The 17942-nt window shown below is 47.9% G+C and carries 10 protein-coding genes; 5 read left to right on the forward strand and 5 right to left on the reverse strand.

Features of this window, described 5'->3' with window-relative positions:
- Nucleotides 1–44: 44 nt before the first annotated feature.
- The 5 genes from OEZ43_04455 to OEZ43_04475 all read left to right on the forward strand — a co-directional run bounded on the left by OEZ43_04455 (nucleotide 45) and on the right by OEZ43_04475 (nucleotide 11825).
- Nucleotides 45–809 (forward strand): N-acetylmuramoyl-L-alanine amidase, encoded by a 765-nt coding sequence (locus OEZ43_04455; protein MDH5544820.1) that lies wholly within the window; start codon nucleotides 45–47, stop codon nucleotides 807–809.
- A gap of 421 nt (nucleotides 810–1230) precedes the next feature.
- On the forward strand, nucleotides 1231–4563 hold the full coding sequence (locus OEZ43_04460) for a PQQ-binding-like beta-propeller repeat protein (protein MDH5544821.1): 3333 nt from the start codon (nucleotides 1231–1233) through the stop codon (nucleotides 4561–4563).
- A 64-nt stretch (nucleotides 4564–4627) separates the two neighbouring features.
- On the forward strand, nucleotides 4628–6517 hold the full coding sequence (locus tag OEZ43_04465) for an ATP-binding cassette domain-containing protein (GenBank protein ID MDH5544822.1): 1890 nt from the start codon (nucleotides 4628–4630) through the stop codon (nucleotides 6515–6517).
- 327 nt (nucleotides 6518–6844) lie between these two features.
- Nucleotides 6845–8965, forward strand: coding sequence for a carboxy terminal-processing peptidase (locus OEZ43_04470; GenBank protein ID MDH5544823.1), 2121 nt, complete (start codon nucleotides 6845–6847; stop codon nucleotides 8963–8965).
- Nucleotides 8966–9122: 157 nt separating this feature from the next.
- On the forward strand, nucleotides 9123–11825 hold the full coding sequence (locus OEZ43_04475; protein MDH5544824.1) for a hypothetical protein: 2703 nt from the start codon (nucleotides 9123–9125) through the stop codon (nucleotides 11823–11825).
- Nucleotides 11826–11891: 66 nt separating this feature from the next.
- Here the strand turns inward: OEZ43_04475 and OEZ43_04480 are convergent, their stop codons facing one another.
- The 5 genes from OEZ43_04480 to hemC all read right to left on the reverse strand — a co-directional run bounded on the left by OEZ43_04480 (nucleotide 11892) and on the right by hemC (nucleotide 17729).
- Nucleotides 11892–13376 carry a hypothetical protein gene (locus OEZ43_04480; protein ID MDH5544825.1) on the reverse strand — a complete coding sequence of 495 codons (1485 nt, stop codon included), beginning with the start codon at nucleotides 13374–13376 and terminating at the stop codon, nucleotides 11892–11894.
- A 218-nt stretch (nucleotides 13377–13594) separates the two neighbouring features.
- Complete coding sequence (locus OEZ43_04485) at nucleotides 13595–14797, reverse strand: tetratricopeptide repeat protein (GenBank protein MDH5544826.1); 1203 nt, start codon at nucleotides 14795–14797, stop codon at nucleotides 13595–13597.
- Nucleotides 14797–16002, reverse strand: coding sequence for a uroporphyrinogen-III C-methyltransferase (locus OEZ43_04490; protein MDH5544827.1), 1206 nt, complete (start codon nucleotides 16000–16002; stop codon nucleotides 14797–14799). The genes OEZ43_04485 and OEZ43_04490 overlap by 1 nt, the downstream gene beginning before the upstream one ends.
- A 4-nt stretch (nucleotides 16003–16006) precedes the next feature.
- Nucleotides 16007–16804: a uroporphyrinogen-III synthase gene (locus tag OEZ43_04495; protein MDH5544828.1), complete on the reverse strand. Its 798-nt coding sequence runs from the start codon at nucleotides 16802–16804 to the stop codon at nucleotides 16007–16009.
- Nucleotides 16797–17729, reverse strand: coding sequence for a hydroxymethylbilane synthase (hemC, locus tag OEZ43_04500; protein MDH5544829.1), 933 nt, complete (start codon nucleotides 17727–17729; stop codon nucleotides 16797–16799). The genes OEZ43_04495 and hemC overlap by 8 nt, the downstream gene beginning before the upstream one ends.
- Nucleotides 17730–17942 lie beyond the last annotated feature (213 nt).

Below are 17942 nucleotides of genomic sequence, written 5' to 3' on the forward strand. Positions count from 1 at the left end.
ATGACTATTGTTCACTTATTCGCGCTCGAATCTGAGAGGCAATCATGGATATCAAAGTTCCTGGTGTTACATTGCGCGATAGACGCGTTGCTGCGGCGGATGAATTTCAAACTCGCGATGGCCGCGTTATTTATCGGAGTCACTTGCGTCGAGGAAGTGCAACAGGAGATTCCCGACGGCCCGATGCGCGCAGCGGGTTTGATGCCAGAAGTCGAGACGCGCGTACTGGGCTAACCGCTAGCGGGAGGCGCGATCCGGGTTCAATAACGCGTATTATTCTTCACCAGATGGGTATTTCGTCTTCAGAAGACTTTCCTGAAGCTTCGGATCCTGAGGATTTTCGACGAGACGATCATCGTCTTGATGTTGTTATTGCACACTTCGTTATTCGTCAAAACGGCGTTATCGGCTATACGCATGATGTAGAGACCTTGCTGAATGGTACGGCAGGCCTGCGTGATGCTATCGAAATTGAATTTGAAGGACACTACAATCATAGACGACGTGATCGTCCCCGCGGTCCTCGCGTTCCTGAGGCGGCATTGCGCGCAGGCAGATTGCTAGTTCAAGCCTTGGTCTATCACCCACTTTTATATATTCACTCTATACACCCTCATCAACAATATAGCCCGTCCAGCCGCCCCAATTGTCCTGGTCCAGATATCTGGGTGAATGTTGGTGAGTGGGCTGTAAACACGCTACGCTTGAGCACTAATGCGGGAAGAGCCAGTCGACAAATATCGGATTACATGTCAGATCAATCGTATAGCATCGACATGTCGCCGCTGGCGAGTGCAGCCACGCTTTAATACACCTAGGTGCGGTGGTGTGATGATTTTGCTAGTCAGCACCGTTTCATACGCGACGAATTGACAGGTACCATCTCTATCCATATATCTTCGTAAGAATGTCGTGAGCGGTAAATCGACTTTTGTATCCAGTTAAAACGACTGTTGTTAGTGCTGTTTACGTGAGTGGATGAGCGGTCACTCGAAACATGCTGGTTTTGAGGATAGGCATCGGAACGGGCAGGGTCTAGTAACGTGTAGCGTAGTAAATCCCTTCTTGTTTAGTGTTTGAAATTTAACATGCTGATGTATATGGGAATTATTGCAGGGATTGCGTGATGGCTGTAAGGACTGAAGTTTTGATATCATAGCGCTCTCGTCCACACATGGCGATCTGACTGCAACGGCCAGGTCTATAACAAAAAAGCAGAGGGAGTTGTTCATGTCATCACTGCGTCGTCCATACTTATGGCTGTTTGCCATTTCTCTTTTCTTGTCAAATTTCTTGCTGGGATGTTCTAGCGAATACTCAGGTTTTGTGTACAAGAATTCTGACAATCCTACGGTTTCTGAGAACCAAAACACCGAAGTACAAACAGATGACTCGACGCGCTTACATGGCCAGGTTGTCGCCGGACGGAATGAAAGACGTGAGTATCAATTGTATGTTGTTGACTCCGGCAGTTTGTTTCGAATGGGAAGGAAGCTGGCTTCAGGTACCACCGACAGTTGGGGGAAATTTGAAACCGACGGATTAGAGAAAATTGTCGACAATTGGTTTCTTCTTCAAGTCGATCGGATGGGACCGACGAACAAAAGCATCTATGATATCGCGAACCGCGTGACGCCCTTGTTTACTGTTGTTTCAAAGGAGCAGTTGGAGAAGAATACAGTTGTGTATGCGACACCGCTCAGTACCTTGGCATACTTTGTCGCAGATAATTTGTACACGGACGACGCAAACTTTCAAGAGATCTTAAATCAGGCCAGTGCACTGGTGATTTCTCAAATCGGATTTGGTCTGGACAAAACCACCGATCTTTTTACCTCGCCGCCAGTTTTGCTTGGCGTTGATGATCAGGATTTCGTTACATCGATCAAGCTACGTAAGGCCAATGAAGCGCTCGCAGCTTTAGCGTCAAGCATCTCAGCTGAACAAAAGTTAAGTTTTTTCGAAGTGTTGCGTGAATTGGCAAAAGATATCAGCGACGGCGAAATGAATGGGCGAAATTCTGTCGGAACGCCATATACGATGATGCCGGTTGACGACTTCGAGCAAGTGGTTCTTGGCGTGGAGTTGAATGCCTTAAATCTCGTCCAACGCCCAGAGTATAAAATTTACGATGTACGGAAGTTGATGTATGACGAGGCCATAGAACAAAATTTGCCAATCAGCGAATTGTTTATCAGCGTGCCAAACTCTGCAGTGCAATTAAATGCCTTGTCACCTGATAGTGATCGAGATGGTGTGGCAGACATTCGAGACAAAGACGATGACCAGGATGGTGTGTTTGATGAGCTGGATGCATTTCCCTTGGACCCGACCGAATTTTCTGATCTGGATAAAGACGGCGTCGGAGACAATAAGGATAACGATGCAGACGGTGACGGCCTTACACGGGAAGAAGAAATTGCACAGGGTACCAGTGACCTAGATGCTGACAGCGACGGTGATGGTCTACTAGATGGACAAGAAGTAATTGACTTCAAAACGAATCCTCTCAGTCCCGATAGTGATGCGGACGGCATGTCGGACCACTGGGAGCTTGTCTACGCGCTGAATCCGACAGACAAGAACGACGCAGCGCAAGATAGCGACGGGGACGGTTTTAGTAACAAAGAGGAATACTTTCTGGGTGGCAATCCTCTCGATAAAGACGTTATCCCTCAAGTTGGAGAATGGTCCACTTATCAAGGTGGAATCAAACACACAGGTATGTTGGCATACACAGTGGACGACGACGCTGTTTCGTCGCGTTGGACGGCTTCACCATTTGTGAGTGAAAGTTTGAGTAATGCGGTTGCAGCAGAGGGTCGCGTGTATTTGTCGCGGCAGTCTGGTATTGATGGGCGCTCTCTCGTTGCAATCGATGCAGTAAACGGCAGAAAAATTTGGGAGAAGCGTTATCCAAAAGATGTATACATGGGAGCGCCTTCCTATAGTAATGGTCGTGTAATGGTTGTGACCTCCACCAACTCAAATGATTATCTAAAAGTATTTGATGCGGCAGACGGAAGTTTGCTTAAGAAAATTACCTTGTCTGAGAAAGCATCGTATGGAACTCGTTCGGTGCAAGTTGTGCCTGCAGTTGATGAGTATTTCTTTACCGATCGGAGTGGTTCAGTAGTTTATGCTTCGTCTATGGATAAGATTGAATCGGATTGGGTTCACCGATTCGACGAGACCACGGTTTCAATGCCAACACTCGACAGAGATTATCTGTATTTTTTTGCTAATGGCGTTCTCCCAAAAGTGGTGGTGATGAGTCGGACGTCAGGTGAAGTTCTTTATTCAACTGGTGACTGGACGAATGCAAAAGAAAAGTGGGATCAAAGTCTGGCGCCAGTGCTGGGACCGATGAATAATATTCTGGGAATACTAGACGGTGATCTGGTCAACTTTGATTTTCTGACGCAGAAAACAAGATGGCGTGTCAGCGGTAGTTTTAGTCGTAGCATTGTGTTGGTCAACGGGCTGGTCTTTGCAATTGACTCGGATGCCCTGCGCGTGATTGATGAGCTGACAGGGGATACGTTGTGGTACTGGGAGCCGGATAGCGGCTTGCCGTTGATTGGGAATGTGGCCGCTGCACGCAATGTGCTGTTTGTTCAGGACAGCGGTCAGACTTATATGTTGGATATAGAGAAGCGCGATGCAATATGGCAATACCCAGCGTCGGGCAAACTGTCGATGGATGCCGCTGGAAGTTTATATATCGCATCGGACGATGGTGCCTTGCATGCAGTCAACCTGATTGGTGATCATGACGGGGACGGCATTCCGGCATGGTGGGAGTCGATGACAGGATTGAGTGACTCAAATGCTGATGACGCGGCAGAAGATCTGGACCAGGATGGTTTGGATAATCATCAGGAGTTTACTCTGGGAACGCTACCCTATAGCGCCGATATTGATGGCGATAATCTATCGGATGCGGAAGAGCTTCTGGAGTTTTTCACCAGTCCGTTTAACGCAGACAGCGATCTGGATGGGCTGGGTGATGGCGAAGAAGTGTTACTTACGCTGACCAATCCGCTGTTGAAGGATAGTGATGGCGACGGTGTTGGCGATATGGACGAACATTCTATTTTTGATACAGATCCCAATGACCCATTGTCCCTACCTGATGCGATTTCGACCTGGATGGAAAATTTTGAGGGCGAGACCTTGCCTGCTACCTGGTCCCAGCCGATAGTGAGTCAGGCAGGTTGGCGTGTAGAAAGTGGCGGCGGTGCAGGTGCAGGTGCGAATAGTCTGCGAGCTGTTGATGTGTTCGAAGACGGGGATTCAGCCATTCAATTCAAAGGATTGTTTCTTGCTGGTGAAATGACCTTTTATTACAAATTGATCAACGATAAATGCTGCGCCTTGTTGAAGGTTTTCGTTGACGGTGTTCAGGTTGGAACAGCAAATAAAACCTCGTATTGGTCGTTTTTAAAGTTTCCAATAAAGGCGGGCTATCATACTATCGAATGGCGTTTCTCAAGATTGGGCTCGGCAGTGACTGAAAGTTCGCAGGCCTGGCTTGATAATATTTCATTCGACGCTTATTAATTCTATGCATTGCCAGGATAACGATTTTGTCCTGGCGGTACGAAAACAGGAGCCAATTTTTTAGATGTTAAAGCTGGATCAGGTAAGTCTGCGTCGAGGCGTGCGTGAATTGCTGACCGGGGCGACTGTAAGCATACACGCCGGACAGCGTGTTGGCGTTACCGGTGCCAATGGTGTAGGTAAATCCAGTTTGTTTGCGCTTGTACGGGGCGAGCTTCATGCAGACATGGGTGAAGTGTATATCCCTTCAGCAACAGTAATTGCTCATGTTGCGCAAGAAACGCCTCCAGAAGTAAAACCCGCTATCGAGTATGTCATTGATGGCGACCTGCCTTTACGAAAGCTACAAGTTAGACTGCAAGAAGCGGAAGCATCCGATAATGGAGGCTTGATCGCACAACTACATGCAGATCTCGAAGCTGCTGAGGCCTATACCGCGAACTCGCGCGCTGCAAAGTTGCTTACCGGTTTGGGGTTCTCCACTGATCAGCAATCCATGCCGGTAAAACAGTTTTCCGGTGGCTGGCGCATGCGTTTGAATCTGGCGCAAGCCCTGATGTGTCGATCCGACATGTTGTTGCTTGATGAGCCAACCAATCACCTCGACATGGAAACTGTGATCTGGCTTGAAGACTGGTTGCGTGCTTATTCGGGAACCTTATTGCTAATTTCCCATGATAGGGACTTTCTGGATCGAGTGGTGACGCATATTGCGCATATCGAAAACGGCGAATTGCGACTGTATACCGGTAATTATTCTGACTTCGAAACCGCGCGTGCGGTGCAATTGTCGCAACAACAGGCTGCATATCAGAAGCAGCAAAGCGAAATAGCGCATATGCGTAAGTTTATCGACAGATTCGGCGCGAAGGCGACTAAGGCTAGACAGGCGCAAAGTCGTATGAAGGCCTTGGAACGTATGGCGACGATAGCACCGGCGCATGTTGATTCGCCTTTTCAGTTTACTTTTCATTCAGCGGACAATGTGCCGAATCCGCTATTGGTTCTTGATGAAGTTCAAGCGGGCTATGGCGCAAACACAATTTTACGCGAAGTGAGATCATCGATTCGTGCGGGAGATCGTATCGGTCTGCTCGGAAGTAACGGCGCAGGGAAATCTACGCTGATTAAATTGCTCGCGGGAGAACTTGCCCCATTGCAAGGCAAACGAACTGGTGCAGCTGATTTACGGATAGGTTACTTTGCTCAGCATCAACTAGAGCAACTGGATGCTGAGGCCAGTCCCATGTTGCACTTGCAAAGGCTAGATCCCAAGGCCAGTGAAAAAACTCTTCGTTCCTTTCTTGGAGGCTTTGCCTTTTCCGGAGATATGGCAACGGCATCGGTGGGGAATTTCTCCGGCGGCGAAAAGGCGCGTCTAGTCCTGGCCATGATTGTCTATCAACGACCCAATCTGTTACTTCTCGATGAACCGACCAACCATCTTGATCTGGAAATGAGGCTGGCATTGACGGTTGCCCTGCAGGAATTTGAGGGCGCTATGATCATCGTCTCCCACGACAGACATTTGCTGAGAACCGTGGCCGACACTTTATGGCTGGTTGCTGGCGGGAAGGTGACAGATTTTGACGGAGATCTGGAGGACTATCGACTTTGGGTCCAGGAGCAGCAGCGTCTCGATTCTGGCCTACTATCTGATGCACCGGCTTCGTCAAACAAAAAGCAGCAGCGTCAACAGGCAGCCGAACAGCGCAAAAAGACGCAACCTTTACGTAACAAATTAAAATCATTAGAGAAAACTATGGCCGAGCAACAGCAGCGTCTGACCGAATTGGAATTAGTACTTGGCGATGGTTCGTTATACGACGCAAGTAATAAGAGTCGGCTGCAGTCTCTTATGGAAGAACAGCGTCAAGTGCAGTCACGTCTTTCAGACGCTGAAATGGATTGGTTAGACACAACCGAGGCGCTGGAAGCCCTGGAAAGAGAATAATATCTTTAGAACCGGGACAAAATTTACTTTAATTTCATCTGCTTTCAGGTAAATTGAATCGGCGCCAGTTTTGCCTTTTTAGAGTCCTACAATCGGGCAGGTAACTTGCTTTAGCCCTTTTGGCGGGACTGACGGTGACAAACCTCGACTATGTGTCATCTATAGGCCTAACGTTTTCACGCCAAAGAACGATGAGGTCTAATAGGGCGCCAAGCGAGCAATGTTGCGAGGGAAACTCTCTCAAGTGTTGGTGTTCTAATCTTCATGGACCTCGCCTGAATTCGAGGTAACGGGAAATATTTCTTCCACAAACAAAGAGTTGGATGAATGATGCATAAACGAATATCAAATTTGTTAGTCCAGGGTTTTTCTTTATATATAGGGCTTATCGCGGTCTCATTTGCATCCGAGCAAGAGCTAAAACCCAGTCGCGAACATGTTTTGGCCACGCGCCTGATAACCCAATTTATAGAACAATTCCACTATAAGTCGAAAGAGCTGGACGACAGTCAGTCCATGTCTATTCTGACCCAATACTATAAATCACTGGACCCGAATCGCAGTTTCTTCACCCAGGAAGATATCGAGACCTTTAACACCTACGAAAAGCGCCTTGACGACGCGCTATTGCGTGGCGATGTTGAACCGGCCTTTAAGATTTTCCGCACATTTAATGATAGACGCATTGAACGGGCTGAGTATGCGTTGAAATTGCTGGACAAGAAGTTTGATTTTAACCTCAACGAAAACTTCGTATTCGATAGAACGGAATTGCCGTGGGCGAAAGATCTCCAAGAACTCGATGAAATTTGGCGCAAGCGTGTAAAAAATGATGTGTTAACCCTTCGCCTGACGAAAAAATCCGACAAAGAACTGAAAAAGACACTGACTAAACGCTATCAACGTATTATTACGCAGGCCAACCAAATCAAGTCAGAAGATACCTACGAGATTTTTATCAATACCTATCTGGCGACACTTGATCCGCATACCAGTTATTTCTCGCCGAGAACATCTGAGAACTTCAAGATCAATATGAGCCTGTCGCTTGAGGGTATCGGCGCCGCTTTGCGTACCGTGGATGAATATACCGTGGTGCAACGTATTATTACTGGCGGACCTGCAGATCTTTCCGGACTGCTACATGAGGATGACAAGATTATTGGCGTTGCTCAAGGCAAGAAAGGCGAGATGGAGGATGTTATAGGCTGGCGTATTGATGACGTGGTGGATTTGATACGTGGTCCGAAGGATTCCGTGGTGCGCTTGCAAGTTCTTGAAAAAGGCGGTGTTGACGGGCCGGTGAAAGAAATTCTTTTGGTGCGCAACAAAGTCAAGCTGGAAGAGCAGCAAGCGAAAAAAGCCATTATCGAAATTCCAGATGGTGACAAGAAACAACGTATCGGTGTGATTACCTTGCCGATGTTCTATATGGATTTTGAAGCCTATTCGCGCGGCGACAAAGATTTTCGTAGCACCACTCGCGATACCAAGGAATTGATTGATCAATTAGTAGCCGAAAGCGTCGATGGCATTGTGATTGATCTGCGTGGAAACGGAGGGGGGTCTTTATCGGAAGCGGTGTCGCTGACCGGGCTGTTTATCAAAACCGGTCCTATTGTTCAGGTTAGGGAAAAGTCGGGCAAGCTGGAGTTAAATAACGATACCGATCCGGAGATCGCCTATAGCGGTCCTTTGGCAGTACTGGTAAATCGCTTTAGCGCTTCTGCGTCAGAAATTTTCGCCGGAGCGATACAAGATTATGGGCGTGGAATTATTCTCGGTGAGCCGACGTTTGGAAAAGGCACTGTGCAGTCAGTTGTCGATTTGAACCGTTATGTGAGCAATCCAAATGTTGATCTTGGCAAACTGAAACTGACTATCGCGCAGTTCTTCCGTGTAAACGGTGATAGCACCCAGCACCGTGGCGTGGTACCGGACATTGTCTTTCCGACTGCGGGAGGAGGGGATGATCAGGGTGAGCGATCATTGGACAATGCATTGCCTTGGGCAAATATCGTGGCGGCCAAGTTCACGCCTTTTTCGGGTGATAAAAACAGTCTGAGTGAAATCGAAAAACGTCATCAACAGCGGGTGCAAGCAGATGAGGGATTCGAGTTTCTCGTTGCTCAGGCTAAGGATAGGCGGGATACCATGAGCAAAAAAGAAGTTACCCTATTGCTAAATCAGCGAAAAACTGAACGTGAAGCGCAGGAAGACACCCGTAATAAACGCCTCAACAAGTTTCGTTTATCTCGTGGTATGAAGCCTGTTGATAACGAAGAAGCCAATTCTTCCGATGATGAGGACGACAAGCCGGATGAGAAATTGACCGAAGCTGTCGAAAAAATTGAACTACAGGAAGCGGCCAATATACTCATCGACTATATGGGCCTAGCGAAAAAACATATAAAACAGGCGCAGCGCCAGGCTTCGCATAAGCTCTGATCCGAATACGTACACGCCCCGTACTGTGGTATAGTTGCTCGTGCCTAGTGCATGACTACCTGTCACAACCACGGCGGCGTTTGTATGTGGGTCGCTAAAAGAGTTGTGGCACGGGTTTAGAAAATTAATTCGAAAAACTAACCTGGTCCATATGGATATGAAAACGATAAAAACGATTACGCTTCTTACAGGCCTGTCGATAACGCTTTCCGCATGCAATCTTGAAAATTTTTTAGTAACAATTGAGTACACGGATACAGAAGAACAGCAGGAAATAGTATCGAATACCGTCGTTGGCGATGACCGCGAAGTAGAATCGAGCTCTGATCAAGAGACTGGTTCGGATGAAAATCAAGAACACAGTCCTCTTCTAGGTACCGTCTCGTACACTTTTCCAGGACCGATAGATTCCGTAGGCCAGAACGAAGTTACCGCTGTTCTCCAAATTCAGGAACTCCTCACTGAGACCCCTCTGGCGACGCTGGATGAAATTTCCCACCAACAGTTTGCCGATTTAGGCGATTCAAACGGGGTATTCTCACCGATCTCCTACCCGACGATATCTCGTTTTCTGAATATTGCCGCCGGAAGGACACTGGCCTCTTTCGATACCTTAGGGGCGGACTGGGGAAATCCGACGTCGACGGGTTTGCCTTTGACCTATACAAACCGCATCTGGGCACAAAAAGCGTACCTATTTGCCGAAACATTCCAGGCGTCGATGATTTCGGACCTTTCGACTCAGTGGCAGGAGACGGATTTTCTCCTTGGCGCGCGTCCAGACGTGTTAGATATTGCGATGAGCTGGAAAACCCGTGTGGTGTTTCAAAATGAAATCGGTTTGCATGCCCAATGGGATGTGCCCGTGTCGGAAATAAGGGAGTTTGACGGGTTATGGCAGGACGGTAGTTCCTACCAGGAGCGGGTGCCAATGATCGGCTGGCTGGGTAATTATCCGCGTTACGATCAGGATGGATTTAAAGCCGTGAAGCTGCCTTTGAAAGACGATCAGTTTCAAATGATTGTTGTTATGCCTGACGCCGCGTCTTGGTCAGAGACGCAAAGTAATATCGTTCAAATTCTTGGCGATTTCGACAGTCTGGCTACGGAACAGGAAACCCATTTCACATTACCTGTGTTTACTACTTCGACGGATTACCAAATAACGCCGTGGATAGATGCCACCGAAAACTTCGCTGGAGTCAATGGTGAAGGGCATCTGAAGCTAAATTCGTTGCGTAATACGTCAGTGATGGGTGTTGGCGCGTCTGGTGTCTCGGCAAGTACGACTACTACGGTAACGCTAGAGGGAGATGATTCGGAGACGGCCGCTCAATTCTACGGATACTATCAGGATACTTATGCCGCGGTGTCTGCAATATATGATCTGTACATTTGGGATGCCAGCGGAGGCGGTGGAGTTTCGATCTATCCGACAAACATCTGCTCATTGGTAAAAGAAAATCTCAGTTCCAACCAAGCACTACCGTTTATCTTCGTTGTGCAAGAAAAGCAAACAGGCGCTATTGTTAATCTTGGAAGAATCAAATCTCTAGAGGGTGAAGAGGTCTATCGCGAGGTGTGCTCTGGCGAAAAACGCCAATACCAGGACAATATCTGGGGGGCAGCAGGCGATGTGGACCACACCAACACAAGTGATTATCTTTTTGTCACCCAAGACGAAAATACAGCGAACACAGACGAAACGCCAGACGTTTTTAAACAATATGCACTCGCGGTTCTTGCATCGACAGAAGGTAATAGTCTGATCTCGCCCTATTTGGATCTTCAATCCAAGTTGCTAATAAATGCAGCGCTGCCAGATGAGGATAGAGCGGCGTTTCTCTCTGATCTGTCACTAACAGACGTTACTCCTGACCTGTTTAATTCGATACGCCCATTGGACGGGATTGGTAGCGCACGTGTGTTAGTACAGTCGGACTATGAGTTGAAGAACGAATACCTTGAGTTGATCGCCAATAGCTGGCAGAGCGCGCCGCTTGTGCGCGATTTTCGTGAATCTCCGACGCAAGCGCAAGATGAGACAGCGGAATGGTTGTTAACGCACTCGCATCAAGAGATGGCTACCCCTGGTTCTATTGGTATGCGTACTCGTGTGCTGTATAACGCCGCATTTAGTTCTTCGATTAACCTTACTGGCACATTGACTACGGGTAGCTTTGCGAATGCCGATAGTATTGTTTTCAACGTGCCTATGGTCGCGTTTGAAGGCGTGTTTCCTGCCTATGCGGCAGAGAACTACGACGCGGTTGAAATAGCAACCAAAGAAGCTAGTCTTGATGTGTTGTTCGTGACGCCTCATCAGGGTAAGTTTGCGGAGATCAAAGCGAATCTGGCGCAGGTGCTGGCAGATATCGAATCGGGGAAGACCGAACAGGCGATTTCAAGAAAGTTCCCCCAGTTTAGCGCGGAGCTAAACATGCGCGTCCCCGCTGCTGAGTCTACCGATCTGAAATTTACAAACGCGAGTGGAGTGCGCGGTTTGTATAGTGGTGCCTCATCACAAAAGGCCCAATTTTCGCTCGGTCAAGACGGCGTGGCAGTTGGATCGCATGCCTGGGCTACACTTAATGCCGCGCCTGATTTTTCCTATTTCGGTTATTTGTCTTTTGACAATATAGTTAGCGACGCTCAAATATTGTATTCCTGTTCGGTCGACATGCCGAGTTCAGCTGCAGATACGGCACCGTTTTTCTACTTTTTGCGCGACCGGTCAAGCGGTGTGATTTTACTGGCAGGTCAATACCTAAGAGTTCAGGGCGGCGATCAGAGCTCGTGTTTCGAACCGCAGCCGGGTGCTTTTGACCCTATCATCTCCCCCGTTCCCTCTGGTGATTAATCAGGGTTGTTGTACGAGGCGTTATACTTACGGCTCACTCGCGGCTCGACTTAGCGCTGAGGACATTTACCAGAATCGAAACCCCATCCCGAGCGAAAACGTATTCTCCTGGTTGATGTACAGGTTCTTGCCGTAAATTGCACTAAAGGTGAATCCGCTATTGAAGGTGGTATCAACGCCAATCGATGGTCTCATCACGACAATTTTCTTGAAATCTCTATCCATTCGATCAATATCAATCGTTGAGAAGTTCTTACTGTTGCCGATTTTTCGGTAACTGATGCCAGCCTCAATTCCGATGTGGGGTATAAATACGAACGAGCCCAGATGCAGTACCGATGTCGCGTTCTTGAAATCCAGCAGTTGCAGGCGAAAACTAGCACTATAATCAATCATGTAACTACCATTCTTTCCGGAGACGTAAGCGAATTGCCAGCCTTTTCTGAAGTAGTCATTGAGCGTGTGACGTGAGATTCGTACGCCTTCATAGCGCCTGATCCCTAGCGTCGATTTTGCTGGCAAATAGTTTTCATAGTGTACTAACCAGTAGCTGCCGCGTTTGTACTTATCGACGAGCCCGATAATCTGTTTCGAGGAGAAGCCGCGATATATCTTTTGTCGCATACCGGGTTTCAATTTAACCTGACCAGTTTTTGTCACCTCCTGATAGGTGTATGCATAGGCAACCGTGCCCTCGCAACGATTGATAACTTTGTATGTTCCAACGCTTTCCTTTTTGCCATCAACCATAAGCTCTATGTCGGCGAGATTGGATTGAAAAGACAGTTCGGGAAATCGAAAGCCGTCCAGGTCGTGACTGACTTCATGTTTGTTTAGAGAATGTAATTCGAATTCTCCGTCTATGGGGCAATGGCCTATGCTTTCTATTCGATAGCTATGTTTTCCGTTTTCGAGCGCTACATCGCGACCGATGGGAATCTTTGTATCATTGTCCACAGTTATGGTAGCTTCACCGCCCTTCACATTGAATCGAACAAACTGGGTGTGTAGCTCCTGCATTAGCGCCTTCTCTATCGAAATTAATTGATGCAGTCTTTCAATTCCCAGGTGTACTTGGCCTACAACCGTATACAATCCCCTGGACTGATTGATGTCGTCCATCCACTGTTGCGCAAGTGTTAGGCGAGCCGTAGATGCGTCAGGCAAATTAGTGGTCGAATATCGCAATTGCTGATCGAGTTTTTTTTGTGCGCATTCCTGCAATTCTTCCATGCCGACTTTTGCGCAATATCGGCCATCCACTTCCTGTTCTGTTTTGGTGTTACAAAGAAAAATATTAGAGGTTTGCTTGTGCTGTACCGATGTGTGGGTCGAAAAGAAATCGAATATCCCATTTTCAGCAGTATTAGTTTGACGTTGAAAGCGAGTTTCGACGCCAACAATGAGATTTTTTCCTAACTCGGCCCGGGCCTCATCGGCATCGGCGCCACAGGCAGTAAACTCGGCCGAATCATTTGCAAGTGCTGACTTCGTGGCCAAGGTACAAAACATGGCCAATGCCAGGAGAAGTGTCTTTGAATTTGTACCCATATTGCAGTTCATGTGCGTAGATGATGGGGGCGGACTATATTAGGATAAAAGCGGCAGAAACTTCCATTTCTTTAGCAGGAAGCAGCGTCGCGCAGACAGCTGATGTGAGCGCGAGATAACTTTACCCTGTCAATTGTGGTGAAGTGCGGCGAGAGAATTTAAACGGATTGAATTGTGTAGCAACAATCTTCATTTAGAATATCTATCTGTATTGTTTGTTAGGCTGCCGTATATTGAGATGTCTGAGACGCCAGCATCAAGCCCTTGCGATAAAACTCATTAGCCTTATTGCCTTCGTTAATTCGTTCAAGTAACTGCGCTAATACGTAGTATGTTTCAGGAGTAGGTTCTACGCCCAGGCTTGCATCCAAATAACTCCGCGCCTTTCCCCATAGTTGTTTCTGAATATTCAAGCGCGCCAGAGTTAGTAACAATACGGCATCTTTTTCGTGTCCATAGAGCCAGCGTTCGGCGTGCTGGATCTGTTTGCCAAGGTTGACGTCTTTAATTAATCCGTAAAGATAAACCAGCTTTGGCTGCCATTCTTTTTCTATGGCTTGGCGCAATAGCGGTTCGGTGATGCTGGACTCATTGAGTTCGATGAGTCCCTGTGCGTAGGCATATAGCAATTCACTATCTTGCTGTAGTTGTTTCGGTAAACGAGACCATGCCTGGCGTATGCGCTGGCTGTCCTTTGATGCCATAGCCTGTTCGATTAAACCCATGTAAGTCTCGTGCTCTAGTGCCAGATAGCTGTCAAGATCTAACGCATGGTGCTTGCGTATATCGGGAATTATGTCGATGATTTTGTCCCATTCACCTCGTTGTTTAAAGGCCTGGGCCATCAGATCCAGTACACGGGTGCTCTTGGGTTTTTGTTTGCGCAATTGTTGAAGTATCTCCAGTGCCGAATCTGTATTGTTCTTATTGAGTAATAATTCGACGCGGGTTAATTCAATCGCGATATCTTTTCTGGGCGCAGCCGTTTGGGCCAGTTTGAGATATCGTTCGGCTCTGTCGCTCGCACCTTGTGCGGTAGCAGCCTTGGCGGCCTCAAGATAATTGATTACGGGTTGTTTGCTGTTCTCTGCCTTTTTAACAAGCGCGCGTTCCGCCTTATTCCACTGACCTTCGGATTGCGCAAGCAGCCCCTTACTCAGGTCCTCGCTGGCGCTAGAAGCAAGCTTGTTTACACGCCATTTACGATAGATTCTTCTGCCACGCATGATGCTGCTTAGTGTTCGCAGCAGGTAGTAACTTATGCCAATTGCGACAAAGCCTAATAAGCAAAACAGTACAAAAGACATCTCAACTGTCCAGTGTCCCATGCCCATAAGTACGTAACCCGTGTCCTCACGTAAAACTTGCGCTAGCCATACGCCAGCTGCCAGGGTGAGCGCAGACAGTATGATGAGTCGCATCAGGGCTTCCCTCCCTGCTTATCCTCTTCAAGATCAAGTTGAAGACGTCGTGCCATGTTTTTTAGTTCACGTAGGGAGGTGGATATGTCGGGAAGATCTGGTTTTACATTCAGTTCACGCAATGTCTTTAGCTGTGCAATAGTCAGCGTGACCGACTCGTTTTGTATTTGATAAAACTGTTCCAGCCAGGCGACCGCTTTGTCCAGATTGTCATTATAAATTTTTTGGTCACCTTGTAAGATCGCGAGGCGAGCCTGTTCGAGTTTGATTTGCACGTTCTCATTGAGATTGGATGCCTGAGTTGGGGTCAGTAGAGGTTCAATTGGTCTATCGTTATAACGAATAGTGACCAGACCCTTGAGAGAGTTCCACATAGCGCTGGGAAGATTTTCAACAGCATTGCTGGAATCACTGCTATTTTCTGGTGTTGCGGTTCTTGATCCAATTTGTTGCACACGTACTTGCAGTGGCAATTTGCTGACTTCGTCAGCAATTGATGAGAGCTTAAGTGACGCGCCAGTAGTATCAGGCTGCGCGAAGGTCTCTAGGGACGTGATCTCTTTGGCGATGACTTCTCTAACCTTGAGCAGGGCAGGTTCGCCAGTCGAGCGTATGCGCGCATCGGCAAGTTTCAAAGCGGCAATCGATGTTGGTACGTCTCTCTGAAGTTGTAGTTTGTGGTTGGCTATTTCAAGCAGGTATTTCGCCTCGGCGACTTTCCAGTCGCGTGAGGAGTTTCCTATGCTGGTGAGTAAATTCTTGAGTTGCGTCTCCACTCCCTGTTGCTGTTGAGTGATTGACTGTAGATCACTGTTGAGTTGTTCGCTCTGTGCGCGATTATTGTTCTCTATTGAATTTTTTGTTTGTTCCATACTGGAGCGTAGTTCAGCGGCGAGTTGTTGGTTATAGTCCAACGCGTTATCCAGCTGTTGCCATAACCAATATCCGCCGCCCAAGGCAGCGATAGAGAGAAGAAAGCCTAATGTGCCGGTAAAGCTTCCACTACTGGATTGTTTTTCGGGTTTTGGCTTTTTTGCTTTATCAGATTTTTTTGAGTCGTTTTTGTTGGAGTTGGTGGATTTACCGGCGGTGCTGTTGGTATGGGATTCGGAATGCTTATCGGCTTCCGTTTTTGCGGACGTTGGACCCGAGCTCTTATGTTTGTCAGCGTCATTGTCTTTTTCGATGGTGGCCTCAGTTTTCATATCACTATTTCCGCTGTTGTGCTTGTTCATGCCATTTAATGATGCTTTCGACTATGGCGTCATCACTCGCCTGTGGGGCTATTATAATGTCGCTTTTGAATCCAAGTTCTTTAGCAAGAACCTCAGCCCGCTCACTCACGACGACAAGAGGTGTTTTCTGTAGCCAATGGCGTCCAAGTTGTCCCACCATGTCGTACAGATTGCTGAGGCCTTCATTGCTGGTAACTGTAATGATGTCGATGCCGCCTCTTGCCCACGCGCGCATCAGTGCCGAAACATCGCCCTTTGGTTTGCCGCGTTTGTAGCACTCCGCATAGATCACTTCCGCGCCACGACTTTTCAAGGTTTCAGCGAGAAGCTCACGGCCGCCTTCTCCTCTGAATATTACAATCTTTTTCCCCGCCACGTCTTGCATTTGTGGCATTTCCAGTAATGCCTCGCTGTTGAATTTCGTGCTGGGGAAAATGTCAGGCAGTATGCCAAGATTTTTCAATGTCCGCGCGCTGCCTTTTCCAACGGCGGCGACGGACAGCGTCTTGGGCCATTGACGTGTTTTGCGGACTAGATTGAGTGCTTTTTCGGCGGCATTAGGGCTGATGAATATAGCGATATCGAATTTATCGAGTTGCCGGATGGTATCCTGTATCGGGCCAAGATCGTCTGGGTCAACTATTTCCAGTACAGGAAACAATATGCTTTTTCCTCCGACAATCTCTATAAGCGCGCGCATGGCGCTGGCCTGGTGTTCTGGTCTTGTAACCAGAACACTAAGACCAGTCAATGGCGCTACGGTATCAGGCATTTCGATAAATTTCGTCCAAAATTTCTTTAGCGCCACGTGAAAGCAGATCATCTGCCAATACACGACCTAGTTCTTCAGCATCCTCGGGTCGCCCGCTGATATCGCCACGAATAATCTCGCTACCATCGGGGCGACCTACAAGCCCGCGCAATACAATAACGCCGTGGTCGAGTTCGGCATAACCGCCAATTGGTACTTGGCAGCCGCCTTCAAGCCGATTGTTCATTGCGCGTTCGGCTCGAACACGGATAGACGTTTTTTCATGGTTGAGAGGGGCTAACAAGGTGTTGATGTACTCGTCATCGCTACGACACTCGATGCCGACAGCGCCTTGACCTATTGCAGGCAGGCTCTTCAGGGGATCAATACACTCTTTGATCCGGTCGTTAAACCCCAGGCGCTTTAGGCCGGCAGCAGCGAGAATGATGGCGTCATACTCGCCATCATCTAATTTTTGTAGACGGGTATTTACGTTGCCACGCAAGGTGACAATCTCAAGATCGGGACGGAGTGCCATGATTTGGCACTGGCGACGCAAGCTGGAAGTGCCAACGCGGGCACCGTGAGGTAATTCGTCGAAGCTACTGAAAGTGTTTGATACGAAAGCATCACGGGGATCTTCTCTTTCGCATATCGTGGCCAGGTGCAGTCCATCAGGAAATTCTACGGGCACGTCTTTCATGGAATGTACGGCGATATCGGCGTTGCCCTCAAGCATTCCTACTTCGAGTTCCTTGACGAAAAGACCTTTGCCACCCACTTTGGCTAGGGGTGCATCTAGGATTTTGTCCCCTTGAGTAACCATTTTTACCAGTTCCACCTGTACGCCGGGATGAAAGTGCTCCAGGCGAGCCTTGACGAATTCTGCCTGCCACAGGGCGAGCGGACTTTTACGGGTTGCGATGCGGATTGTCTTTTCAGTCATATTTTTGCTTCATAGTCGTGTGTTCAGGAAGCCGCATAGCATACCACTGATGGGATATTGGCCCTAGCCCCCTTTGGAAAACGCGGCGTGTACGCGTTAATTCTGCTTTCAATACTGTTTCTAACCTACTGCAAAATAACATTAAATCAAGAAGATAAAGGTGCTAATGAGACCCGGAATAACCTAGGAATTTCCTAATATATTCAAGCATTT

The organism is Gammaproteobacteria bacterium (assembly GCA_029881255.1).
GTDB lineage: Bacteria > Pseudomonadota > Gammaproteobacteria > S012-40 > S012-40 > JAOUMY01.

Bases quoted from the DNA above. Each gene is read 5' to 3' on its own strand.
- OEZ43_04475 (MDH5544824.1), top strand. From the start codon at position 9,123: ATGAAAACGATAAAAACGATTACGCTTCTTACAGGCCTGTCGATAACG.
- OEZ43_04495 (MDH5544828.1), bottom strand. From the start codon at position 16,804: ATGCCTGATACCGTAGCGCCATTGACTGGTCTTAGTGTTCTGGTTACA.
- OEZ43_04465 (MDH5544822.1), top strand. From the start codon at position 4,628: ATGTTAAAGCTGGATCAGGTAAGTCTGCGTCGAGGCGTGCGTGAATTG.
- OEZ43_04460 (MDH5544821.1), top strand. From the start codon at position 1,231: ATGTCATCACTGCGTCGTCCATACTTATGGCTGTTTGCCATTTCTCTT.
- OEZ43_04480 (MDH5544825.1), bottom strand. From the start codon at position 13,376: ATGGGTACAAATTCAAAGACACTTCTCCTGGCATTGGCCATGTTTTGT.
- OEZ43_04485 (MDH5544826.1), bottom strand. From the start codon at position 14,797: ATGCGACTCATCATACTGTCTGCGCTCACCCTGGCAGCTGGCGTATGG.
- OEZ43_04490 (MDH5544827.1), bottom strand. From the start codon at position 16,002: ATGAAAACTGAGGCCACCATCGAAAAAGACAATGACGCTGACAAACAT.
- OEZ43_04455 (MDH5544820.1), top strand. From the start codon at position 45: ATGGATATCAAAGTTCCTGGTGTTACATTGCGCGATAGACGCGTTGCT.
- hemC (MDH5544829.1), bottom strand. From the start codon at position 17,729: ATGACTGAAAAGACAATCCGCATCGCAACCCGTAAAAGTCCGCTCGCC.
- OEZ43_04470 (MDH5544823.1), top strand. From the start codon at position 6,845: ATGATGCATAAACGAATATCAAATTTGTTAGTCCAGGGTTTTTCTTTA.